The sequence below is a fragment of the Shinella oryzae genome (assembly GCF_023038235.1).
Lineage (GTDB): Bacteria > Pseudomonadota > Alphaproteobacteria > Rhizobiales > Rhizobiaceae > Shinella > Shinella sumterensis.
Window position 1 is genome coordinate 1,084,521 of the sequence record NZ_CP081988.1, and the last position, 19,931, is coordinate 1,104,451.

A 19,931-nucleotide genomic window follows, 5' to 3' on the forward strand; every position below is an offset into this window, starting at 1 on the left:
CAGGCAAATAATCTACGCAAAAACCTTATATCGAGGCCTCCATGTCGTCGCCTGCGCCCGATCACACGTCGTTAACCTTACCAAAAACGCTAACGATCAAAAATATACTTGAAGCTCACGAGAAATTTCTGGGCGCCATCGACAATAATGCCGATATTGTACTTGATATCGCCGATGATGCGCAGGTCGATCTCAGCTTCGTGCAGCTTGTCGTCGCAGCACGCAGCCACGCCGCAGAGAAGACAGGACGTGTTCTACTTGCGCGACCGGCGGCAGGCGAGTTGCGCGAGGCTCTCCGGCGCGGCGGCTTTCTCGATGAGCTGACACCCGACGCCGCCCAATTCTGGTTACATCAGGAGCAGACTTTATGACCGCAAAGATTTTGACCGTCGACGACTCAGCCAGCATCCGGCTGACGACACGCATTGCGCTTGGCAATGCGGGCTACACCGTCACAGAGGCCGTCGACGGCCTTGACGGCCTGAACAAGCTGAAGGGCGGGGAATACGACCTCGTCGTCACCGACCTGAACATGCCCAACATGGACGGCCTCACCATGATCCGCGAGCTGCGCAAGCTGCCCGCGCATACCGGCGTTCCGGTCGTCTTTCTCACGACGGAGTCCGACGGCGAGCTGAAGGCACAGGCCAAGGCGGCCGGCGCCACCGGATGGCTCACCAAGCCCTTCGATCCCGAAAGCCTCGTCAAGATCGCCCGAAAGGTCCTCGGCAGATGAGCAACCCGGACCCGATCTCAGTCTTCCGGACAGAAGCTGCCGAACTGCTGGAGCAGATCGAGTCCGGCCTTCTCGACCTCACCCGCCGCCTTGACGACCGCGATCAGATCGACGCGGTCTTTCGTGGTTTGCACACGCTGAAGGGCTCCGGCGCGATGTTCGGCTTCGACCAGCTCGCCGCCTTCACGCACCATTGCGAGACCGCTTTCGACCGGGTGCGCAAAGGCGATGTCCCGGCAACGCAGGAACTCGTCTCGGCGGTTCTCTCCGCGCAGGACCATATGCGCGCCCTGCTCGAAACACCGAACGGCGATCACGACGCCGTCAGCGCAGCCTTGCTCGAAGGCCTCCACCGCGCCGTCAACGGTGCCGGCATACCCGCTTCGGCCCCGCAACATGTCGAGGCGGTTGCGGCTGCCGGCGACGATGCCGGTGGCATGCGCGAATGGCGCATCCGCTTCAGCCTGCCGACCAACGCCATGGCCAACGGCACCAACCCGCTCGGCCTGCTCGACGAGATGCGTGATCTGGGCGAATGCACCATAGTCGCCGACACTGCCAAAGTGCCCTCGCTCGATGCGCTTGATCCGCGCGACATCCATCTCCACTGGCTCGTGACGCTCAAGACTGAACGTCCACGCAGCGAGATCGAGGACGTCTTCATCTTCGTCATGGACGAGATGGAGCTTGATATCACGGAAATCGCCGCCGAGCGCCCTGTCGCTGCAGCGGCCGCCAAAGTCGAGCCGGCCGCACCGTTGACGCCCGTCTTCACCGAGCGCGAGCCCCCGCAGGCGGCCAATGATCCCAGGCAGAACAAGACCGCCGAGAATGTCCGCGTCCCGGCCGAACGCCTTGACGAGATGATGGACCGCGTCGGCGAGCTGGTCATCGCGCAGTCGCGCCTGACCCAGCTCGCGGGCACCGCCGCCGATCTTGGCCTGCGCTCGGTTTCGGAGGAAATCGAACGGCTGTCCGGCGAACTGCGTGACACGATGATGGTGCTGCGCATGATGCCGGTCGCCAGCCTCTTCAGCCGCTTCCGCCGCCTGGTGCACGACCTGTCGCGCGAGACGGGCAAGGAGATCGAGCTCATCACCGAAGGCGAAAGCACCGAAGTCGACAAGACGGTCATCGACCGGCTGGCCGATCCGCTCGTGCATCTCGTACGCAACTCGATCGACCATGGCCTCGAACAGCCCGATGAGCGCGTGGCAGCCGGCAAGCCCGCCAAGGGCCGCGTCGCGCTCTCGGCGCACCAGACGGGTGGCGAGGTCATCATCACGATCAAGGACGACGGCCGCGGTATCAACCGCGATCGCGTCCGGGCCAAGGCGGAGGCCTCCGGGCTCATCCAGCCGGGCGCAACGCTTGCCGACCAGGATCTTCTCCAGCTGATCTTCCAACCCGGCTTCTCGACCGCTCAGCAGGTTACGAACCTGTCTGGGCGCGGCGTCGGGATGGATGTCGTGAAGAAGACGGTGGAAGCGCTGCGCGGCACGATCGACATTGCCAGCCGGCCCGGCGAAGGTTCCGAAGTGTCGCTGCGCATCCCGCTGACGCTCGCCATCATCGAGGGCCTGCTCGTGCGCGTCGGCAACGGCTGCTACGTCATCCCGCTCTCGGCGGTCGAGGAATGCCTGGAAATCTCGCTGGAGGACGATGTCCGCTCGCGCGGCCGCAGCTTCATCTCGCTGCGCGACAGCCTCGTGCCCTTCCTGCGCCTGCGCGAACTCTTCCGCACGGGAACGCAACCCGATCCGCACCAGAAGGTCGTCGTCATCTCGACGGGCTCGGAGCGCGTCGGCCTCGTCGTCGATCAGATCATCGGCGACCATCAGACAGTCATCAAATCCATGTCGAAACTGCACCATGACGTCGTCACCTTCTCCGGCGCGACCATCCTCGGCGATGGCAGCGTGGCGCTGATCCTCGACGTCACCCATCTGGTCGCGGTCGGACAGCAGCAGGAGGCGCAATTGCGGGCGGCAGGATGAGCGAAGCAGCACGAAAACTCGACCATGATGCAATCTGGGGCGCCGACGAGGACCTTTCGGTCCTGACGTTCAATCTCAACGGCGAGACCTTCGCCATCGAAGCGACCGTCGTGCAGGAAATCCTCGATCTCCTGCCGGAGACCCACGTTCCCGGCAGCAAGCCCTTCGTCTCCAGCGTGATCAACTTCCGCGGCAAGGTCATCCCCCTGTCGGATATCCGCCTTGCCTTCGGGATGGAGGCAGTCGAGGCGACGATCGACAGCCGCATCATCGTCATCGAGCTGTTGCTCGACGACGAGACGACGTTGATCGGCATCCGCACGGACAAGGTCAACGAAGTCACCACGCTGCCCAAGGTCGCGAGCGAACCGCCGCCGAGCGTCGGCATGCGCTGGCGGGCGGACTACATCAGCTGCCTCGTCAAACGTGACGGAGAATTCATCATCGTCCCGAACCTGCAGGCGATTTTTGCCCCGCAGAGAGACCGTGTCGGCGTTGCAGCCGGGACCAACTAAAGGATTTGAACGATGCGTATTGCGATTAAGACAAAGCTTATAGCCACCTTCACGACCGTCATCCTGCTGTCAGGCGTCAGCATGTATGTCGCGGTGCAGGACCTGGGGGAACTTAACGACCGCATGGAACGGGTCGTCAACGGCCGCGCGGCCGCCACGCTCGGCCTCAGCCAGACCGAGACCCTGACCACCGACGTCGCGTCCCAGACCCGCCAGATGATCCTCAGCGAGGATCCCGAGGAGATGGCGGCAATTGCCCGGACCCTTGAGGCAAGAAACGGTGAGATCGCCGCAACGCTGGCAGACGTCCGCTCGAAGCTGACGACGGACGCGGGCCGCGCCATCCTCGACGATTTCGCCAAGAAGTGGGAGCTCTATTGGGCGCAGAACCTGAAGATGCAGGCGCTGACGCGCAAGAACACCGATGTAGAGGCGCTGCGGATCTCCACGACAGACGGCAGCGCGGCCATATCCGCTGCTGAAGAAAACATCATCCGCTTGTCGAAGACACTCCAGGAGGCTGCCAATCGCGGTGAGCCGGGTGCGATCGAAAACTTCAGCCGCGTCTCGGAGTTGCGCGCCGACATCAGCGACTTCTTCCGCCAGCACCGCAATATCCTGCTCGCGAGCAGCGATCCGGAGCGCCAGACGAACTGGGCGGCAGACTATGCCAAGGCCGGTTCCGATATCGAAACGAACATCTCGATGCTCGTCGCAGGCTTGCAGGGCAACGCCCGCCAGCTGGCCGTCGAGGTGCAGAAGAGCTTCGCGGCCGTCAAGGATGCCGCGGACCGCGGCAACGCGCTGGCACTTGAGCGTAGCAACTTCGAAGCCAGCCGGCTTGCCAACCACGAGATGCGCGCCGCGCGCGAAGACGCTGTCGCCTCGCTGAACGAGCTCGTCTCCTTCAACGGTGAACGCCAGAAGGAAGATCTCCAGGCCGCGGTCGAGACCTACGAAGCCAGCCGTTCGCTGCTGATCGCTCTTCTCGCCATCTCGACACTGATCGCCGCCGGCGCCGCGTCATGGATCGTGGTTTCCATTGCACGCGGCCTGCGCAAGGCGAACGAGGCGGTTCGTTCCGTATCCGAAGGCGATCTCACCCGCTTTGCCGATATCACCACCAAGGACGAGATCGGCGACCTGCTCGGCTATGTCAACACCATGATCGAGCGCCTGCGCGGCGTCGTGGCCGATGCGCTCTCCGCGTCCGAAAACGTGTCGTCGGGCAGCCAGGAACTGTCGTCGAGCTCGGAAACGCTGTCGCAGGGTGCGACCGAACAGGCGTCCTCTGCCGAAGAGGCATCCGCCTCGATGGAGGAGATGGCCGCCAACATCAAGCAGAACGCCGACAACGCCGCGCAGACCGAGAAGATCGCGCGTCAGTCGGCCAAGGACGCCGAAGTCTCCGGCGAGGCCGTGGGCCGCGCCGTCGGCGCCATGCGCACCATCGCCGAAAAGATCTCCATCGTACAGGAAATCGCCCGCCAGACCGACCTGCTCGCCCTCAACGCCGCGGTGGAAGCCGCCCGCGCCGGCGAACATGGCAAGGGCTTTGCGGTCGTCGCCTCGGAAGTGCGCAAGCTCGCCGAACGCAGCCAGGCTGCGGCCGCCGAAATCAGCACGCTTTCCGGCCAGACGGTTTCCGTCGCGACCGAAGCCGGCGAGATGCTGAACCGCCTGGTGCCTGATATCCGCAAGACCGCCGAACTGGTTTCGGAAATCTCGGCCGCCTGCCGCGAACAGGATATCGGCGCTTCGCAGATCAATGAGGCGATCCAGCAGCTCGACAAGGTGACGCAGCAGAATGCCGGCGCATCCGAGGAGATGTCAGGCACGTCGGAAGAACTCGCCGCACAGGCGGAGGAACTCCAGGCCTCCATCGCGTTCTTCCGGGTCGACAACGCCGCACGCAGCGAGCAGAACCATGCCGACAAGCTGCGGGCAACGGCAGCCCGCATGGCGGCTCCGGTCGCCAAGCGCCCGGCCGCGACCCCGGCCTATCGTGCGGCGCCGGCCACGGCCAAGACGACCCGCAGCGGCGGCTTTGCCCTCGACATGTCGATGGGCGGCCCCGACGCCGACGATGACGATTTCCGCCAGAGCGCGTGATTGAACAATCCGCCGCGCAGAACCTGCGCGGCGGAAAAACCGGCGTGTGTACGCGCCGGCTCAAGGGCCGCTTCGACGGTCCGCGGAAGGGTGAATGTATCGGTCTTCACGCATAAAGAACGCCACGTTTCGGTATGCCGCCGGAACAGGGCATCTGTGATCAAGGAGACCTACTAGATGCGCCTGACCATCAAATTCAAGCTCGCCCTCGTCTTCGGCTTTCTGATCATTCTGCTTTGTGTTTCCGCTGGTATCGGCGTCCGGAGCATGAGCGAGATGAACGCGCTCCGTGACAGCCTTCTTGAAGGTCCAATCCAGCAGGACGATTATGCCGACGAGCTCGCCGGCGCCTTCGACGGCCTTGGCCTCGCCGAAGCGGACCTTCTCCTGGCCTCGACGCTCGAGCGCGCCAACAAGGCGAAATCGACAATGGCCGCGGAGCGCGAGGCTTTCGAGACGGCGCTGAAGCATGGCCAGGAAACCGCCACGGATGAATTCAAGGCGAAGTGGAAGGAAATAAACGACTTCTGGGACGACTACCTCGCGATCAACGAACGAATGGTCGCGCTCGTCGCGTCGGGACAGCGTGACATGGCGATCGAGCTCAACCAGACGGAAGGCACCGTCGCCAGTGAGAAGCTCGACAAGATGACCGAGGACCTGGCCGCACTGACCGAGGTGGCGATCAAGGATTCCGACGCCACCGCCGATGCCCGCTATGCAAGCGCGTTCTACACCCTCGCAGCCCTAACGGCGATCGCCTTCGTTCTTGCCATAGGTGCGGCGTTCTGGATCGCCATTGGGATCAATTCCGGCCTGCGCAAGATCCGTGAAGCCGCTGAATCCGTCGCAATCGGCGACCTCGACCAGACGATCTCCGTCAAGACGAATGACGAGATCAAGGACCTTGTCTCGACCATCAACGTCATGACCGGCAACCTGCGCGAAACGGCTAATATTGCCGACCAGATCGGCAAGGGCGACCTCTCGGTCACGCCGAAGCCGCTTTCCGACAAGGATACGCTGGGTCACGCCATGCTGGGCATGGTCGTCAACCTGCGCAACACCGCCACCATCGCCGACCAGATCGCCAATGGCGACCTGACGGTCACGCCGAAGCCGCTTTCCGACAAGGATACGCTCGGCCTTTCGCTGGAAAGCATGGTGGAGCGCCTGCGCGGCGTCGTCGCCGATGCGCTTTCGGCCGCCAACAACGTGTCGTCGGGCAGCCAGGAACTGTCGTCGAGTTCGGAGACATTGTCCCAGGGCGCGACCGAACAGGCATCGTCTGCCGAAGAGGCGTCCGCCTCGATGGAAGAGATGGCCGCCAACATCAAGCAGAACGCCGACAACGCCGCACAGACCGAGAAGATCGCGCGTCAGTCGGCCAAGGATGCCGAAGCCTCCGGCGAGGCCGTGGGCCGTGCCGTCGGCGCCATGCGCACCATCGCGGAAAAGATCTCCATCGTACAGGAAATCGCCCGCCAAACCGACCTGCTCGCCCTCAACGCCGCGGTGGAAGCCGCCCGTGCCGGCGAACATGGCAGGGGTTTCGCCGTGGTTGCTTCTGAAGTGCGCAAGCTCGCCGAACGCAGTCAGGCTGCCGCCGCCGAAATCAGCACGCTTTCCGGTGAGACCGTATCCGTGGCAACGGAAGCCGGCGACATGCTGACCCGCCTGGTGCCTGACATCCGCAAGACGGCCGAACTGATCTCCGAAATCTCGGCCGCCTGCCGCGAACAGGATATCGGCGCCTCGCAGATCAATGAAGCGATCCAGCAGCTCGACAAGGTGACGCAGCAGAATGCCGGCGCATCCGAGGAGATGTCCGGCACGTCGGAAGAACTCGCCGCACAGGCCGAGGAACTGCAGGCCTCCATCGCCTTCTTCCGGGTCGATCTTTCATCCAGCGCCCAGGCCGCCGCGCAACGTCGTCCAGCGCCTGTCGCCGCCCGCCAGCCGGCCGCCAAGCCGATCCGCAAGGCGGACCACAGCATCAACGCCCAGCAGGCCCGCGCCCGCGGCTTTGCCCTCGACATGTCGATGGGTGGTCCCGACGCGGACGATGACGATTTCCGCGAAAGCGCGTGATTGAACATGACCGCCGCGCACCCACCACGGATGCGCGGCGGAAGAAAACCGGCGTGTGTACGCGCCGGCTCAAGGGTCGCTTCGGCGGCCCGCGGAAGGGTGAGTGTATCGGTCTTCACGCATAACGGACACCGCGTCGGTGTCTCGCCACAATACGGCATCTGTGATCAAGGAGACCTCTTGAGATGCGTTTCACCATCAAACTTAAACTCGCGATCGCGTTCGGCATCATCATTGTCATGCTCGCCGGCACGTCGGTTTACGCCATAATCAGCCTTTCTGCGCTCAACACGGCGATCAGCGACATGATCGCAGGCCCGGCGGCCCGGCTTGAAGCCGCGCAGAATCTTGCGAACTATCAATTGCGTCTCGTACGCTCGCAGATGAACCTCGCGACATCGACAAACCCGCGTGATGCCGCGTCCTACATCGAGGCCGGAGATCGCAACCGCCAGGGCTTCGACGACACACTCAACACACTTATGGGCCTGGCCTCGGATCCGGCTGCGCTGCAGCAGTGGAAGGATGTCGGGGAAAAGCAGAAGCAGGTTGTCCGCCTCGATGATCAGGTCCGCTCCCTGATAGCGGCAGGCAATGCGTCTGAAGCCATTCGCCTCGTTACGACGGACAGCCGTCGCGTCATGGATGAGATGGAAGAGACCATCAAGGCTCGCATCGAAGCCAACAAGGAGATGATGACGGCGGCGGATCGTGCAACCGATGCGCAGTATGCCACGACGCGCAACCTGATCATGGCCATTTCCGGCGTCGCTCTGCTTCTCGCGGTTGGCGCTGCCATCTGGATCGCCATCGGCATCAATGTTGGCCTTCGCAAGATCAAGGCAGCTGCGGAAGCTGTCGCGATCGGCGACCTCGACCAGAATATCGATGTCAAGACAAACGATGAAATCAAGGACCTTGTCGACACCATCAATGTGATGACCGGCAACCTGCGCAACACCGCCACCATCGCCGACCAGATCGCCAATGGCGACCTGACGGTCACGCCGAAGCCGCTTTCCGACAAGGATACGCTCGGCCTTTCGCTGGAAAGCATGGTGGAGCGCCTGCGCGGCGTCGTCGCCGATGCGCTTTCGGCCGCAAGCAACGTCTCGTCCGGCAGCCAGGAACTCTCGGCAAGCTCCGAAACCCTCTCGCAGGGCGCAACCGAGCAGGCATCGTCTGCCGAAGAGGCCTCCGCCTCGATGGAAGAAATGGCCGCCAACATCAAGCAGAACGCCGACAACGCCGCACAGACAGAGAAGATCGCACGCCAGTCCGCCAAGGATGCAGAAGCCTCCGGTGAGGCCGTGGGTCGTGCCGTCGGTGCGATGCGTACCATCGCGGAAAAGATCTCCATCGTGCAGGAAATCGCCCGCCAGACCGACCTGCTCGCCCTCAACGCCGCGGTGGAAGCCGCTCGCGCCGGCGAACATGGCAAGGGCTTTGCGGTCGTCGCTTCGGAAGTGCGCAAGCTTGCCGAACGCAGCCAGGCTGCCGCTGCCGAAATCAGCACGCTCTCCGGCCAGACGGTTTCCGTCGCGACCGAAGCCGGCGAGATGCTGACCCGCCTGGTGCCGGATATCCGCAAGACGGCCGAACTGATCTCCGAAATCTCGGCCGCCTGCCGCGAACAGGATATCGGCGCCTCGCAGATCAATGAGGCGATCCAGCAGCTCGACAAGGTGACGCAGCAGAATGCCGGCGCATCTGAAGAGATGTCCGGCACGTCGGAAGAACTCGCCGCCCAGGCCGAGGAACTTCAGACATCGATCGCCTTCTTCCGGGTCGAGATGTCATCAGGCGCCCAGGCCTCCATGCAGCGCCGCCCCGCTCCCGTCGCCGCTCGCCACCAGCCCGCCAAGCCGGCCGCTACAGCGGCCCGCAAGGCAGACAACAGCGTCAATGCCCAGCAGGCTCGTGCCCGCGGCTTTGCCCTCGACATGTCGATGGGCGGCCCCGACGCCGACGACGCCGACTTCAGAGAAAGCGCTTGATCATGACCGGTCCGTCCTCCGAATCCCAATACGTCACCTTCTCTCTCGACAACGAGGTCTTCGCGGTGCCCGTTTCGGTCGTCCGGGAAATCCTCGATCATGAGGATGCCTTCCGGATACCGCACGGCCCCGACTACCTGCTCGGGCTGAGGGACGTGCGCGGCCAGGGCGTGCCGGTCATCGACCTGCGTCTTCGTCTTGGCATGACGAAGACGCAGAAGACGCACAACACGCGGGCACTCGTGCTCGACGTGCCGATCGACGGGAAGATCCTGACGCTCGGCCTCGTCGCGGACCGGGTCTACGAAGTGGTGCCGTTCCGCAACGACGAGATCGAGGGCGCGCCCGATATCGGCGTGCGCTGGCCTTCCGATTACATTTCCGGCGTCGTGCGCCGGAACGGCGCCTTCGTCGTCATCGTCGATCTCGCACGCCTCTTCTCCAGTTCCGAAGTGGCGATGATGGGCACGGCAAACCGCCTTGCGGCCACGGCATAAGCTTCAGGAGGACCGCGTGGCGGCAGCAGCAGCACTACAAACGCAAGCGCAGACGGGCCCGGACGGATTGAACAGCCGGAACTTCGACGCCCTGTCCCGCTTCATCTACGACTACAGCGGCATCAAGATGCCGATCACCAAACTGACGATGCTCGAGGGCCGTCTTCGGCGGCGCCTGAGGGCCACCGGCATCCCGGACTTCAACAGCTATTGCGACTACCTCTTCAAGCATGGCGGCATCGAGAAGGAAGCCATCTTCCTGATCGACGCCGTCACGACGAACAAGACGGACTTCTTTCGCGAGCCCAAGCATTTCGAGTTCATGGAAAGCACGGGCCTGCCGGAAATGGCGGCCGCCGGCCACAAGCGCTTCCGACTGTGGAGCGCGGCCTGCTCCATCGGCGCCGAGCCCTATACGATGGCCATGGTCATGCAAGAGTTTATCGAGAAGACGTCCGGGATGGATTATCGCATCCTCGCCACCGACCTGTCGACCGACGTGTTGCAGGCCGCGCGGCGCGGCGTCTATCCGCGCGACATGATCCAGCCCGTGTCCCCCGAAATGCGTCGCAAATACGTGATGGTTTCGAAGGATGCCGCGCGCGGCGAGGTCCGTGTCCATCCGCGCCTGCGCGCGACGGTCGGCTTCGCGCGCATGAACCTCATGGACAGCGCCTACAAGGTGGGCGAACCCATGCACATGATCTTCTGCCGTAACGTGCTGATCTACTTCGACAAGCCGACCCAGGCCAAGGTGCTGACGCGCCTGTGCGACTGCCTGCTGCCCGGCGGCTTCCTGTATGTCGGGCATTCCGAAACGGTCACCGGCATTTCCCTGCCGGTGCGCCAGGTCGCCAACACGGTTTTCAAGAAGATCTGATGCCCATTCCGACCAAGAAGATCCGCGTTCTCATCATCGACGACTCCGCCAGCGTGCGCCAGGCGCTGACCCATGTGCTGGAGCAGGATCCGGAAATCGAGGTCATGGGGGCCGCCTCCGATCCGTTCATGGCGGCCAAGAAGATCCAGGAGGAAATGCCCGACGTCATCACGCTCGACGTGGAAATGCCGCGCATGGACGGCATTACCTTCCTGCGCAAGATCATGTCGCAGCGGCCCATCCCGGTGGTGATGTGCTCCTCGCTGACGGAAGAAGGCTCCGAGACGCTGATGCAGGCGCTGGAAGCCGGCGCCGTCGATATCATCCTCAAACCGAAGATCGGCGCTGCCGACCACCTCGCGGAATCCGGCGCGCGTATCCGCCAGGCGGTGAAAGGTGCGGCCGTCGCCCGTCTCGGGGCCGTTCGCCGCGCGATGGCTGCCGCCAGCGCCACCGCCAACGTGACCACGAAACTGACCGCCGATGCCGTTCTGCCGCCGCCCTCCGGCCGCGCCATGGCAAAGACCACCGAGATGGTAGCATGCATCGGCGCCTCCACCGGCGGTACGGAGGCGTTGCGCGTCATGCTGGAACAGCTTCCGGCCAATTCGCCGGGTATGGTCATCGTCCAGCACATGCCGGAAAAATTCACCGCCGCCTTTGCCAAGCGCCTCAACTCGCTGTGCGAGGTCGAGGTCAAGGAAGCGGTTCACGGCGATCCCGTGCTGCGCGGCCATGTGCTGATCGCCCCCGGCGACCGGCACATGATGCTGGAGCGTCAGGGCGCGCGCTACCATGTGGCCGTGCGCGAGGGGCCGCTTGTTTCCCGCCACCGCCCGTCCGTCGACGTGCTGTTCCGCTCCGCCGCGCGCGCGGCCGGCGCCAATGCCATGGGCGTCATCATGACGGGCATGGGGGACGACGGCGCACGCGGCATGGCCGAGATGCACCAGGCCGGCGCCTATACCGTGGCACAGGACGAAGCCTCCTCCGTCGTATTCGGCATGCCGAAGGAAGCGATCGCGCATGGCGGTGTCGACAAGATCGTGTCGCTCGACCAGATCGCGCGTGAAATTCTCGCTGCCGACCGGCGGCATTGAGAAAAATACACCAACGATTAACCATAGTTGGCGAGGATGACGACGCACCATGCAAGGTGCCCCAGGCGAGCAATGATCGGCTCGAGAACCATTCCGGGGGACCTCATGCCCGTCATCACATTCGCCAACACCAAGGGCGGCGCCGGCAAGACCACCGCCGTCCTGCTGCTCGCCACCGAACTTGCCCGCATGGGCTACCGCGTCTCCGTGCTCGACGCCGATCCGCAGCACTGGATCACCCGCTGGTACGAGACCTCCGAGGGCCTGCTGGGCAAACGCCTGAACGTCGTTCCCTATGTCACGATGAACTCCATCGACCGCCAGCTCGCCGAAGAGAAAGCGTGTGCCGATTTCGTGCTGATCGACCTGCCCGGCTCGCGCAGCTCCCTGCTTGCCAAGGCCGTCGGCCATGCTGATTACGTGCTGATCCCCGTTCAGGGCTCGGCCATGGATGCCCAGGGCGGCGCCAATGTCATCGAGCTTCTGCAGTATCTGGAAGACAAGGCGAACATCCGCATCCGCCATTCCGTCGTGCTGACCCGCGTCAACGCCATGGTGACGACGCGCGCGATGAACGCGGTGAAGGACCTGCTGGCGGCGCGCCGCGTGCACCTGCTTCCGACAGTCATCGGCGAGCGCGCGGCCTTCCGCGATATCTTCGGCTGCGGCGGCACGCTCTATTCGATGGATCCGCGACGCGTCAGCAATCTCGACAAGGCGCAGGAAAACGCCCACGCCATGGCGATCGACGTGCTGCGGCAGATGGCGATCCCCGCCACGGCAAGCGCGACCGTGCTGCGCAAGGTGGCTTAAATCCCCCTCATCATGCCGCGACACCGGACGCGGCATTGTCGGTCATTGAAAGGCGCCGCCAGAGCGGCGTCATCGCAGCCGCGATATCCGCATAGAGCGCATAGCGGCGGCTGTAGTGTGCTGCCATCGCGGCATTCGGCCGGTAGTGCCGTTCACTGCGCACCATCGCATTCGCGCCCTCGGTAAAATCGGCAAAGAGACCGACACCCGTGCCGGCGGCAATCGCCGCACCGAGCGCACCGGTCTCGCGCGACACCGCGACGGACACCGGTACGCTGAGCACATCCGCGAAGATTTGCGGCCAGAGCATGCTGCGCGACCCGCCGCCGGACAGCACCGCCTCCTCGAAGCGCGCTCCGGCCTTGCGGATGGTCTCGATGTGCTGGCGGTGGCCGAAGGCGACGCCTTCCAGCAGCGCCCGGATCAGATGGCCCTTTGTGTGCCAGCCCGCCATACCGTAGAAACCCGCCCGCGCATGGCCGTCCTGCTGGGCGCCGTAGAGATAGGGATGGTAGAGCGGATCGTCGGCGGCCGGTGTGACGGCGGCGGCAAGCGCACAGCAGGCATCGAAGGGCGAGACGCTTTCGTCATGCGCGCCTTCGAAGAACTCCCGCACCAGCCACTCCAGATTGGCCGCCGAGGTCGCGCTGTTTTCCATGGCCATGTAGCGCGTGCCGTCGAAGGTCGACGACATGAAGACGGGACCGTCCAGATCCGGCCCGTCGATCACGACCTGATTGATGCTCCATGTGCCGGCAATGACCGAGGCGCTGCCGGTGCGCGAGACGCCGGAACCGAGCGCCGAGGCGACGACGTCGAAGAGCCCGCCGACGACGGGCGTGCCCACCGCAAGACCCGTTTCCAGCGCAACGGCCTGCGTGACCGTCCCGGCGATGTCGGCGCTTTCGATCAGCGGCGGCAGGAGGTCCATGCAGTCGGCGAGGCCATAGGCCTCCATCAGCGTCCTGTCATAGCGGCGGGCGGCAAGATCGAGCAGGCCGGCGCCGGACATGTCCGACATCTCGCTGATCCGCTTTCCCGTGAGGCGGTTGACGACGAAATCCTTGGCGAAGAACACCGTGCCGATGCGCTGGAAAAGCGCGGGCTCCGAGCGCTTCAGCCAGGCAAGAAGGGTGGGTGTCTGGGCAGGCCAGGGACGCTGGCGCCCGATCGGATAGGTCCGGTCGCCGACGCCTTGTGACGCCCATTCCTCGACAAGGCCGGTGGCGCGCGTATCGATCGACTGGATGCCGATGAGCGGCTCGCCATCGCGGTCGAGCGCATAGAGCCCGTTGCCGTGGCCCGCACAGCCGATGGCCGCGATGTCGCTCGCAACGATGCCCGCCTTCTCCAGGCAGGTGGCGATCACGCGCTTCGCATTCTCCCAGAATTCGCCGAGATCGCGCTCGACATGGCCGGGCCGCGGCATGCGGCTCTTGCCCTCCTGCCCCGCATGGGAGAGTTCGCGCCCTTCGAGATCGAAGATCACCGCCTTGATGATGGTATTGCCCGCGTCGAGCCCCAACAGATATTTCGGCATCCTGAACCCCTCCCAAGGTTCGCTTTCTTTCGCGGCGCCGGGAACGCGCTGGCGTCCCCGGTGCATGCTTCACATCAGCCCTGCTGATAGAGCGAATAGGCCTCCTCGCCGCTCGCATCCGCATGGATGATCGCCATCAGGCCGCGCACGACGGCGCTCGGATTGGCATGCTGGTAGATGTTGCGCCCGTAGACCATGCCCATTGCGCCCTGCCGCATCAAGGCGGCAGATTTCGCAAAGACGGCCGAGAGGTCTTCCTTGCCGCCGCCGCGCACCAGCACCGGGCAGCGCGCCGCCTCGACGACGCGGTGGAAATCCTCGGCATTGCTTGTGGGATCGGCCTTGATGATATCCGCGCCCATTTCCCTGGCAAGGCGGGTCAGCGTGACGATCTTGTCTGCATCGCCATCCACCATGTAGCCGCCACGCTCCGTGACGGGCTGCATGACCAAAGGCTCGATCATCAGCGGCATGCCGTATTTCTCGCAGTCGGCACGCACACGCGCAATGTTCTGCACGCATTGGCGGAAAAGATCGGGCTCGTCCGGCAGCATGAAAAGGTTGACCACCACGCAGGCGGCATCCATCTCGAGCGCGCCGATCAACGGCTCCGCCTCGTTCTGGAGCACGGCCCACATATCGCGGTGGCGGATGCGGTTATACGGATTGCCCATATCGACGCGCATGACGAGCGCCGGCTTGTCCTTGCCCGGCAAAGCCTGCAATAGGTCCGCCTGGCCGTAATTCATCTGAATGGCGTCAGGCTTCGCATCGACGAGCGCCTTTACGACGACTGGCATGTTCTCCAGCCCGTCCAGAAAGGACGGTTCGTTGCACACGCCGTGATCGATAGCGACGTCCAGGCAACGGCCGTTGCCGAACAGCCGGTTCATCCTGACCTTGCGGTTGTCTCTCATCGTTTACTCCTTTGTTCGTTCCTTGCGGACAGGGTTTCCTCCGCGACGCCATGGCGCTCGCGCATGAGGGTGAGAAAGCGGTCACGCTCCGCCGCGGTGCGCTCAGCGCTCCAGCCCTTTTCGCCGGCCAGCACGTCCAGCGTCGCATCGACCATTGCAAGCGACACTTCGCCGGAGATGGCGAGCGTCGTGCGGCGCAAAAGCAGGTCGTCGAGATGTTCGACGGCCTCGCCCCTGACGAGGTAGAGGACTTCCCGCACGCTGTATCCTTCGTGCGGCAGCGGCCGGTCGGCTTCGGCCGCGATGAAGCGGGCGACATCCTCGGCTTCCGTGCCGTAGCGCGCGAAAAGCGTTTCGACGCGCGAGACGGGGACGCCTGTCGATGCCGAAACACGGCTGATCCAGCTGCCGCGATCCCCGGGGAAGCCGCGCCCGCCGCCAATGGCGCGCTCACCCGTGGCAACGCGGCGCGCATGCCCCAGCCGGGCGAGCGCCATGTCGGCGGCGAGCTCCCCGAAGGAGCGGAAGGTCGTCCACTTGCCGCCGATCATGCACAGCACCGGCGGGCCACCATCCTTGCCCTCCAGCACCGTACAGAAATGATCGCGCGGGATGCGGCCGGTGAAACTGTCCTTGCTGGCAGGCAGGGGGCGCACGCCGGCAAACTGGAAGACGATCTCCTCAGGCCGGATGGTGACACCGGGCAGCACGAAGGCGAGCGATTGCAGGATATAGTCCCGCTCATCCGCCTCGCACCGCACCGTGCCGGGATCGTCGACACGGATATCCGTCGAGCCGACCAGCACCTTGCCGAGATAGGGAAACAGGATGCAGATGCGCCCGTCCTCATTCTCGTAATAGACCATGTGGCCATCGAGCATGTCGCGCAGCGCCGGATTGTCGACGATGAGATGCGAGCCCTTTGTGCCACCCATCAGCGGCGCCGGCGTATCGGCATCGGCAAACAGCGTGCGGTTGGCAATATCGATCCAGCCGCCGGTGGCATTGATGATCAGCCGCGGCACGATCGGCAGTGTGTCGCCGGTCACGCCGTCGCGCAGCAGGTAGGTCCCCTCGCCGGCCTGCTCAGTTGTCGCATAGTTGAGTGCTCTGGCGTTCGGCCCGGCAGACAACGCATCCTGCAAAAGCTCGATGCCGATGCGTTCGGGATGGCTGACCCAAGCGTCGTAATAGGTCGCCGAATTGCGGATCGACGGATTGAGCGACGGCCACTTGGCAATCGTCGCCTTGCGGCTGCGAAACTGATGCTTGGGCATCAGCGCACGCTTGCGCGTCAGGAAATCGTAGATGCCGAGACCGGTCTTGATGGCAATGGCGCCACGCCGGCTGGGGCGGCGCGTCAGGCCCAGAAAGCGCACGAGGCCGTTGGCAAGCCCCGAGAAGGTATCGAAGATCGGCACGGTCGTCGGCAGCGGCGCGACGTAATGCGGCGCATTGCGCAGCAGCCTGTCGCGCTCCATGAGCGATTCCTTGACGAGGCTGAATTCGCCGTTTTCGAGATAGCGCAGCCCGCCATGAACCATACGCGAGAGCGCCGCACTCGCGCCGGAGCAATAGTCCGCCTTCTCGACGAGCAGCACATTGACGCCTTGCAACGCCAGCTCACGGAAAACGCTGAGCCCGTTGATGCCGCCGCCGAGGACGCACACGTCCACCTTCGGGCTTTGGCGAAGCCCGTCCAAAATCTCGTTCCGGTTCATGATGGCAGTCCGTTATCCGTCCATATTGGCCAGTTTCGCCACTATGGCATTGTTGATGACCGCGAGGTCTTCCTGCGAGAGCCGGAGCGTGCCGGCCCGTGCATTGTCGAGCGCCTGGGTGGGGTTTCTCGCCCCACACAGCGCAAAGGTCACGCCGGGCTGCGCCAGTGTCCAGGCAATCACGACCTGCGCGATGCTGGCATCATGCCGCTCGGCCACGGCGCCGATCGCCTGCGCGAAATCCTTGGCTTTCTGCCGGTTGGCGACGGAAAAGCGCGGATTGTCCTTGCGCTGGTCGTCACCCGCAAAGACGCGGTCCGGGCCGATGGCGCCGGAGAGCAGGCCAAGCGCCAGCGAGGAATAGCTGAGCGTTGCCACACCGTTCGGAACCGTGAGCGGCAGCAGGTCCGCCTCGATCTCGCGATCGATCATGCTGAACCGCTCCTGGATCGCGTCGAGCGCGCCGGTCGCGATGTATTGCTCCAGTTCGGCGCGGTTGACGTTGCTGGCGCCGATGGCGCGGATCTTGCCGGCCTTCTTCAGTGCCTCCAGTGCCGCGACGGTCTCCGCGACGGGTGTTGTCGGGTCCTGCCAGTGGGTGATGTAGAGATCGATGTAATCGGTGCCGAGCCGGCGCAGGCTCTGCTCGACCTCATGGATGATTGCGTCCCGGCCGAGATAGCGGTGGACCGGCTTTCCGTCCTGATCAAAGAAGTGCCTGCCCTTCTGCGTATGCCAGACCAGGCCACACTTCGTCGCAATGACCGCCTTGTCACGCCGGCCGGCAATGGCCTTGCCGACAATCTCTTCGGAACGGCCGAGCCCATAGGCCGGCGCGGTGTCGATGAGGCTCACGCCCGCATCGAGCGACGCCTGGATGGCGGCGATGGATTGCGCCTCGTCGGTGCCGCCCCACATCCAGCCGCCGATGGCCCAGGTGCCGAGGCCGACGGCAGAGGCCTTGACGCCGGAGCGCCCGATATCGCGGATCAACTGTTCGCCGCTCATGCGGAAAGTCCTTCTTCGGAGGCCAATTCGAGGATGCGCGCGCCGGTCGCCTCGTCTGTGACGAGTGTGTCCAGGTGATTGCCGCGCAGCACACTCAGAATGGAGCTTGCCTTGTTGAGGCCGCTCGCCACGCCGATCTTCGTCGGGATCGAGGAGAATTCCGCGAGCGTCAGCGAAACGAGGGAACGGTTGAGCGAGTAGTCGCATACCTGCCCGTCACCATCCAGGAGATGGGCGAGCAGTTCCGCGCTCGCACCGGAATGCTCGATGGCGCTGCGGTCCGCGCTCGGCGAGGGGTGCAGGTCATAGTAGGTCGAATCCGAACTCAGGATCGAGCCGATGCCGACCACCGCGACGGTCGCCTCGCGAGCCCGTTGGAAGACATCGGCCACCGAACGCATGTTCATGAGCATCGCCCGCTGGGCGGCATCGTCTGCAAACAGCGGCGCATGGATCTGCCAGGAGCGGCCGCCCAGGCGCTCGGCCATCAGCGTCGAGACGTGGTTGACGTCGGTATAGTGCTTGCCCTGCACGCAGCCCGTGGCGGGAATGACCTCGACATCGAAACGGTGCGGCGCCTGAAGGCCGGCGACCACGGCGCTCACACCCTTGCCGCCGGTGATGCAGATCGTGTCGCCATCGCCGATCTCCTCCAACAGCAGCCGGGCGGCCGCCTCGCCGACGGCGAGAAGCGCGGTCTGCGGATTGTCGGAAACCGTGGGCACCACCACGGCGCGGCTGATGCCGCCGAGCGCGAGAAGCCGTTCCTCCAGGTCGACCAGCGGCTCGACCGGCGACTTGATCTTGATCTCGACGAGGCCGAGCTGGCGGCCGCGTTTGATCAGCCGGTTGACGGTGGCATGCGAGATGCCGAGCTGGTCGGCGATCTGCGCCTGCGTCAGGCCCTCCAGAAAATGCAGCACGAGCGCCTGGTGCATCTGACGGGCGATGACGATTTCTTCGCGTGGCGCCGTTGCCCGGGGTTTCAGCGATGGTTTCAGTCTGGCGATCGGCATGTCAGGCGGCCTTCCGCTTGTGCAGGAAATGATCGATCGAAACGGCCGCGAGAAGAATGCAACCCTTGATCATATCCTGCCAGTAAACCGAAACGTTCAGAAGGATCAACGACGAGGTGACGAGCGACAGCAGCGCGATGCCGAGGATGGCGCCTAGAATGGTGCCCGAGCCGCCGTTGAGCGAGGCCCCGCCGATGACGGCCGCCGCGATGATGTTCAGTTCCATGCCGACGCCGAATGTGGGCGTGGCGGCGCCGAAGCGGGACATGTAGATCACGCCTGCAACGCCTGCGAGCGTCGAGCACAGCACCGTGACCCAGAACTTCACCTGATTGGTCTTGATTCCCGAATAGAGCGCGGCCTTTTCGTTGCTGCCCGTGTAGAACACCTTGCGGAAGGCGGTGGCCCGACGAAGCAGGAAGTCGAACAAGACGACGACCGCGACAAAGATCAGGATGACATAGGGCACACCGTAGAAGGTGCCCTGCCCGACCTGCTTGAAGGACGCCGGCAGCGTGAAGAGCGACAGCGGCGTGCCCTTGGTGATGATGAGGCAGAGCCCGCGCACGATCACCATCGCCGCCAGCGACGTGATGAAATGGTTGAGGCCGACAACGGTCACGAAGAAGCCCATGGCGCCGCCGATCGCCGCACTCGCGAGAATACCGATAAGCGAAGCCGACCAGGGATCGAGCCCGGCGAGGAAGAGCGAACCCGACAGCACCATGGCAAAGCAGACGACGGAGCCGACCGCAAGATCGATGCCGCCGACGATGAGCAGGATCGTCATGCCGACGACGACGATGCCATCGACAGAGAAACTCATCAGCATGGCGCGAAAGTTGCCGAGCGTCAGGAAGTGCGGTGACGCGAAGGTCATGGCGATGCTGAGCGCGAGAATGATGGCGATCAGCCCGGCCTCACGCATGGTGCCGACGCGTTTGAAAGACGATGTCCTCGGCGACGGTGCCGTCATCGTATCGATTGCCAT

Annotated in this window: 16 protein-coding genes and 2 pseudogenes; 12 read left to right on the forward strand and 6 right to left on the reverse strand. The window is 64.1% G+C overall.

Going from position 1 to position 19,931, the window contains the following annotated elements; translation table 11 throughout:
- Nucleotides 1-41: 41 nt before the first annotated feature.
- The 12 genes and pseudogenes from K6301_RS21325 to K6301_RS21375 all read left to right on the forward strand — a co-directional run bounded on the left by K6301_RS21325 (nt 42) and on the right by K6301_RS21375 (nt 12,738).
- Entirely contained in the window at nt 42-371 is a 330-nt protein-coding gene (locus K6301_RS21325; protein ID WP_247220845.1) for an STAS domain-containing protein, read from the forward strand.
- On the forward strand, nt 368-736 hold the full coding sequence (locus tag K6301_RS21330) for a response regulator (protein WP_134651021.1): 369 nt from the start codon (nt 368-370) through the stop codon (nt 734-736). Before K6301_RS21325 ends, K6301_RS21330 begins: the two co-directional genes overlap by 4 nt.
- Complete coding sequence (locus K6301_RS21335; protein ID WP_247220846.1) at nt 733-2,733, forward strand: chemotaxis protein CheA; 2,001 nt, start codon at nt 733-735, stop codon at nt 2,731-2,733. The genes K6301_RS21330 and K6301_RS21335 overlap by 4 nt, the downstream gene beginning before the upstream one ends.
- Nucleotides 2,730-3,248, forward strand: a complete 519-nt coding sequence (locus K6301_RS21340) for a chemotaxis protein CheW (RefSeq protein ID WP_134651023.1) — start codon at nt 2,730-2,732, stop codon at nt 3,246-3,248. Before K6301_RS21335 ends, K6301_RS21340 begins: the two co-directional genes overlap by 4 nt.
- Before the next feature lie 12 nt (nt 3,249-3,260).
- Nucleotides 3,261-3,761: pseudogene (locus K6301_RS25115) on the forward strand (MCP four helix bundle domain-containing protein); the annotation flags it as partial.
- A gap of 483 nt (nt 3,762-4,244) precedes the next feature.
- Nucleotides 4,245-5,360 (forward strand): annotated as a pseudogene (locus K6301_RS25120) (methyl-accepting chemotaxis protein); the annotation flags it as partial.
- Between the two features lie 177 nt (nt 5,361-5,537).
- Complete coding sequence (locus K6301_RS21350; protein WP_247220848.1) at nt 5,538-7,451, forward strand: methyl-accepting chemotaxis protein; 1,914 nt, start codon at nt 5,538-5,540, stop codon at nt 7,449-7,451.
- A 185-nt stretch (nt 7,452-7,636) separates the two neighbouring features.
- Nucleotides 7,637-9,448, forward strand: coding sequence for a methyl-accepting chemotaxis protein (locus K6301_RS21355; protein ID WP_247220849.1), 1,812 nt, complete (start codon nt 7,637-7,639; stop codon nt 9,446-9,448).
- A gap of 2 nt (nt 9,449-9,450) precedes the next feature.
- Nucleotides 9,451-9,945 carry a chemotaxis protein CheW gene (locus K6301_RS21360; protein ID WP_134651028.1) on the forward strand — a complete coding sequence of 165 codons (495 nt, stop codon included), beginning with the start codon at nt 9,451-9,453 and terminating at the stop codon, nt 9,943-9,945.
- Nucleotides 9,946-9,961: 16 nt separating this feature from the next.
- Nucleotides 9,962-10,825 carry a CheR family methyltransferase gene (locus K6301_RS21365; RefSeq protein WP_247220850.1) on the forward strand — a complete coding sequence of 288 codons (864 nt, stop codon included), beginning with the start codon at nt 9,962-9,964 and terminating at the stop codon, nt 10,823-10,825.
- Nucleotides 10,825-11,925 carry a protein-glutamate methylesterase/protein-glutamine glutaminase gene (locus tag K6301_RS21370; protein WP_247220851.1) on the forward strand — a complete coding sequence of 367 codons (1,101 nt, stop codon included), beginning with the start codon at nt 10,825-10,827 and terminating at the stop codon, nt 11,923-11,925. The genes K6301_RS21365 and K6301_RS21370 overlap by 1 nt, the downstream gene beginning before the upstream one ends.
- 105 nt (nt 11,926-12,030) lie before the next feature.
- Complete coding sequence (locus tag K6301_RS21375) at nt 12,031-12,738, forward strand: ParA family protein (protein ID WP_247220853.1); 708 nt, start codon at nt 12,031-12,033, stop codon at nt 12,736-12,738.
- A 10-nt stretch (nt 12,739-12,748) separates the two neighbouring features.
- On the opposite strand, the gene K6301_RS21380 is transcribed toward K6301_RS21375, so the two are convergent.
- The 6 genes from K6301_RS21380 to K6301_RS21405 all read right to left on the reverse strand — a co-directional run bounded on the left by K6301_RS21380 (nt 12,749) and on the right by K6301_RS21405 (nt 19,931).
- Entirely contained in the window at nt 12,749-14,278 is a 1,530-nt protein-coding gene (locus K6301_RS21380; RefSeq protein ID WP_247220855.1) for an FGGY-family carbohydrate kinase, read from the reverse strand.
- 74 nt (nt 14,279-14,352) lie between these two features.
- On the reverse strand, nt 14,353-15,195 hold the full coding sequence (locus K6301_RS21385; protein ID WP_247220857.1) for a class I fructose-bisphosphate aldolase: 843 nt from the start codon (nt 15,193-15,195) through the stop codon (nt 14,353-14,355).
- Nucleotides 15,192-16,916 carry a glycerol-3-phosphate dehydrogenase/oxidase gene (locus K6301_RS21390; RefSeq protein ID WP_247220859.1) on the reverse strand — a complete coding sequence of 575 codons (1,725 nt, stop codon included), beginning with the start codon at nt 16,914-16,916 and terminating at the stop codon, nt 15,192-15,194. The genes K6301_RS21385 and K6301_RS21390 overlap by 4 nt, the downstream gene beginning before the upstream one ends.
- A gap of 12 nt (nt 16,917-16,928) precedes the next feature.
- On the reverse strand, nt 16,929-17,924 hold the full coding sequence (locus K6301_RS21395; RefSeq protein WP_247220861.1) for an aldo/keto reductase: 996 nt from the start codon (nt 17,922-17,924) through the stop codon (nt 16,929-16,931).
- A complete protein-coding gene (locus tag K6301_RS21400) occupies nt 17,921-18,940 on the reverse strand; it encodes a sugar-binding transcriptional regulator (RefSeq protein WP_247220863.1) in 1,020 nt (339 codons plus the stop codon). The genes K6301_RS21395 and K6301_RS21400 overlap by 4 nt, the downstream gene beginning before the upstream one ends.
- Before the next feature lies 1 nt (nt 18,941).
- On the reverse strand, nt 18,942-19,931 hold the full coding sequence (locus K6301_RS21405; protein WP_247220865.1) for an ABC transporter permease: 990 nt from the start codon (nt 19,929-19,931) through the stop codon (nt 18,942-18,944).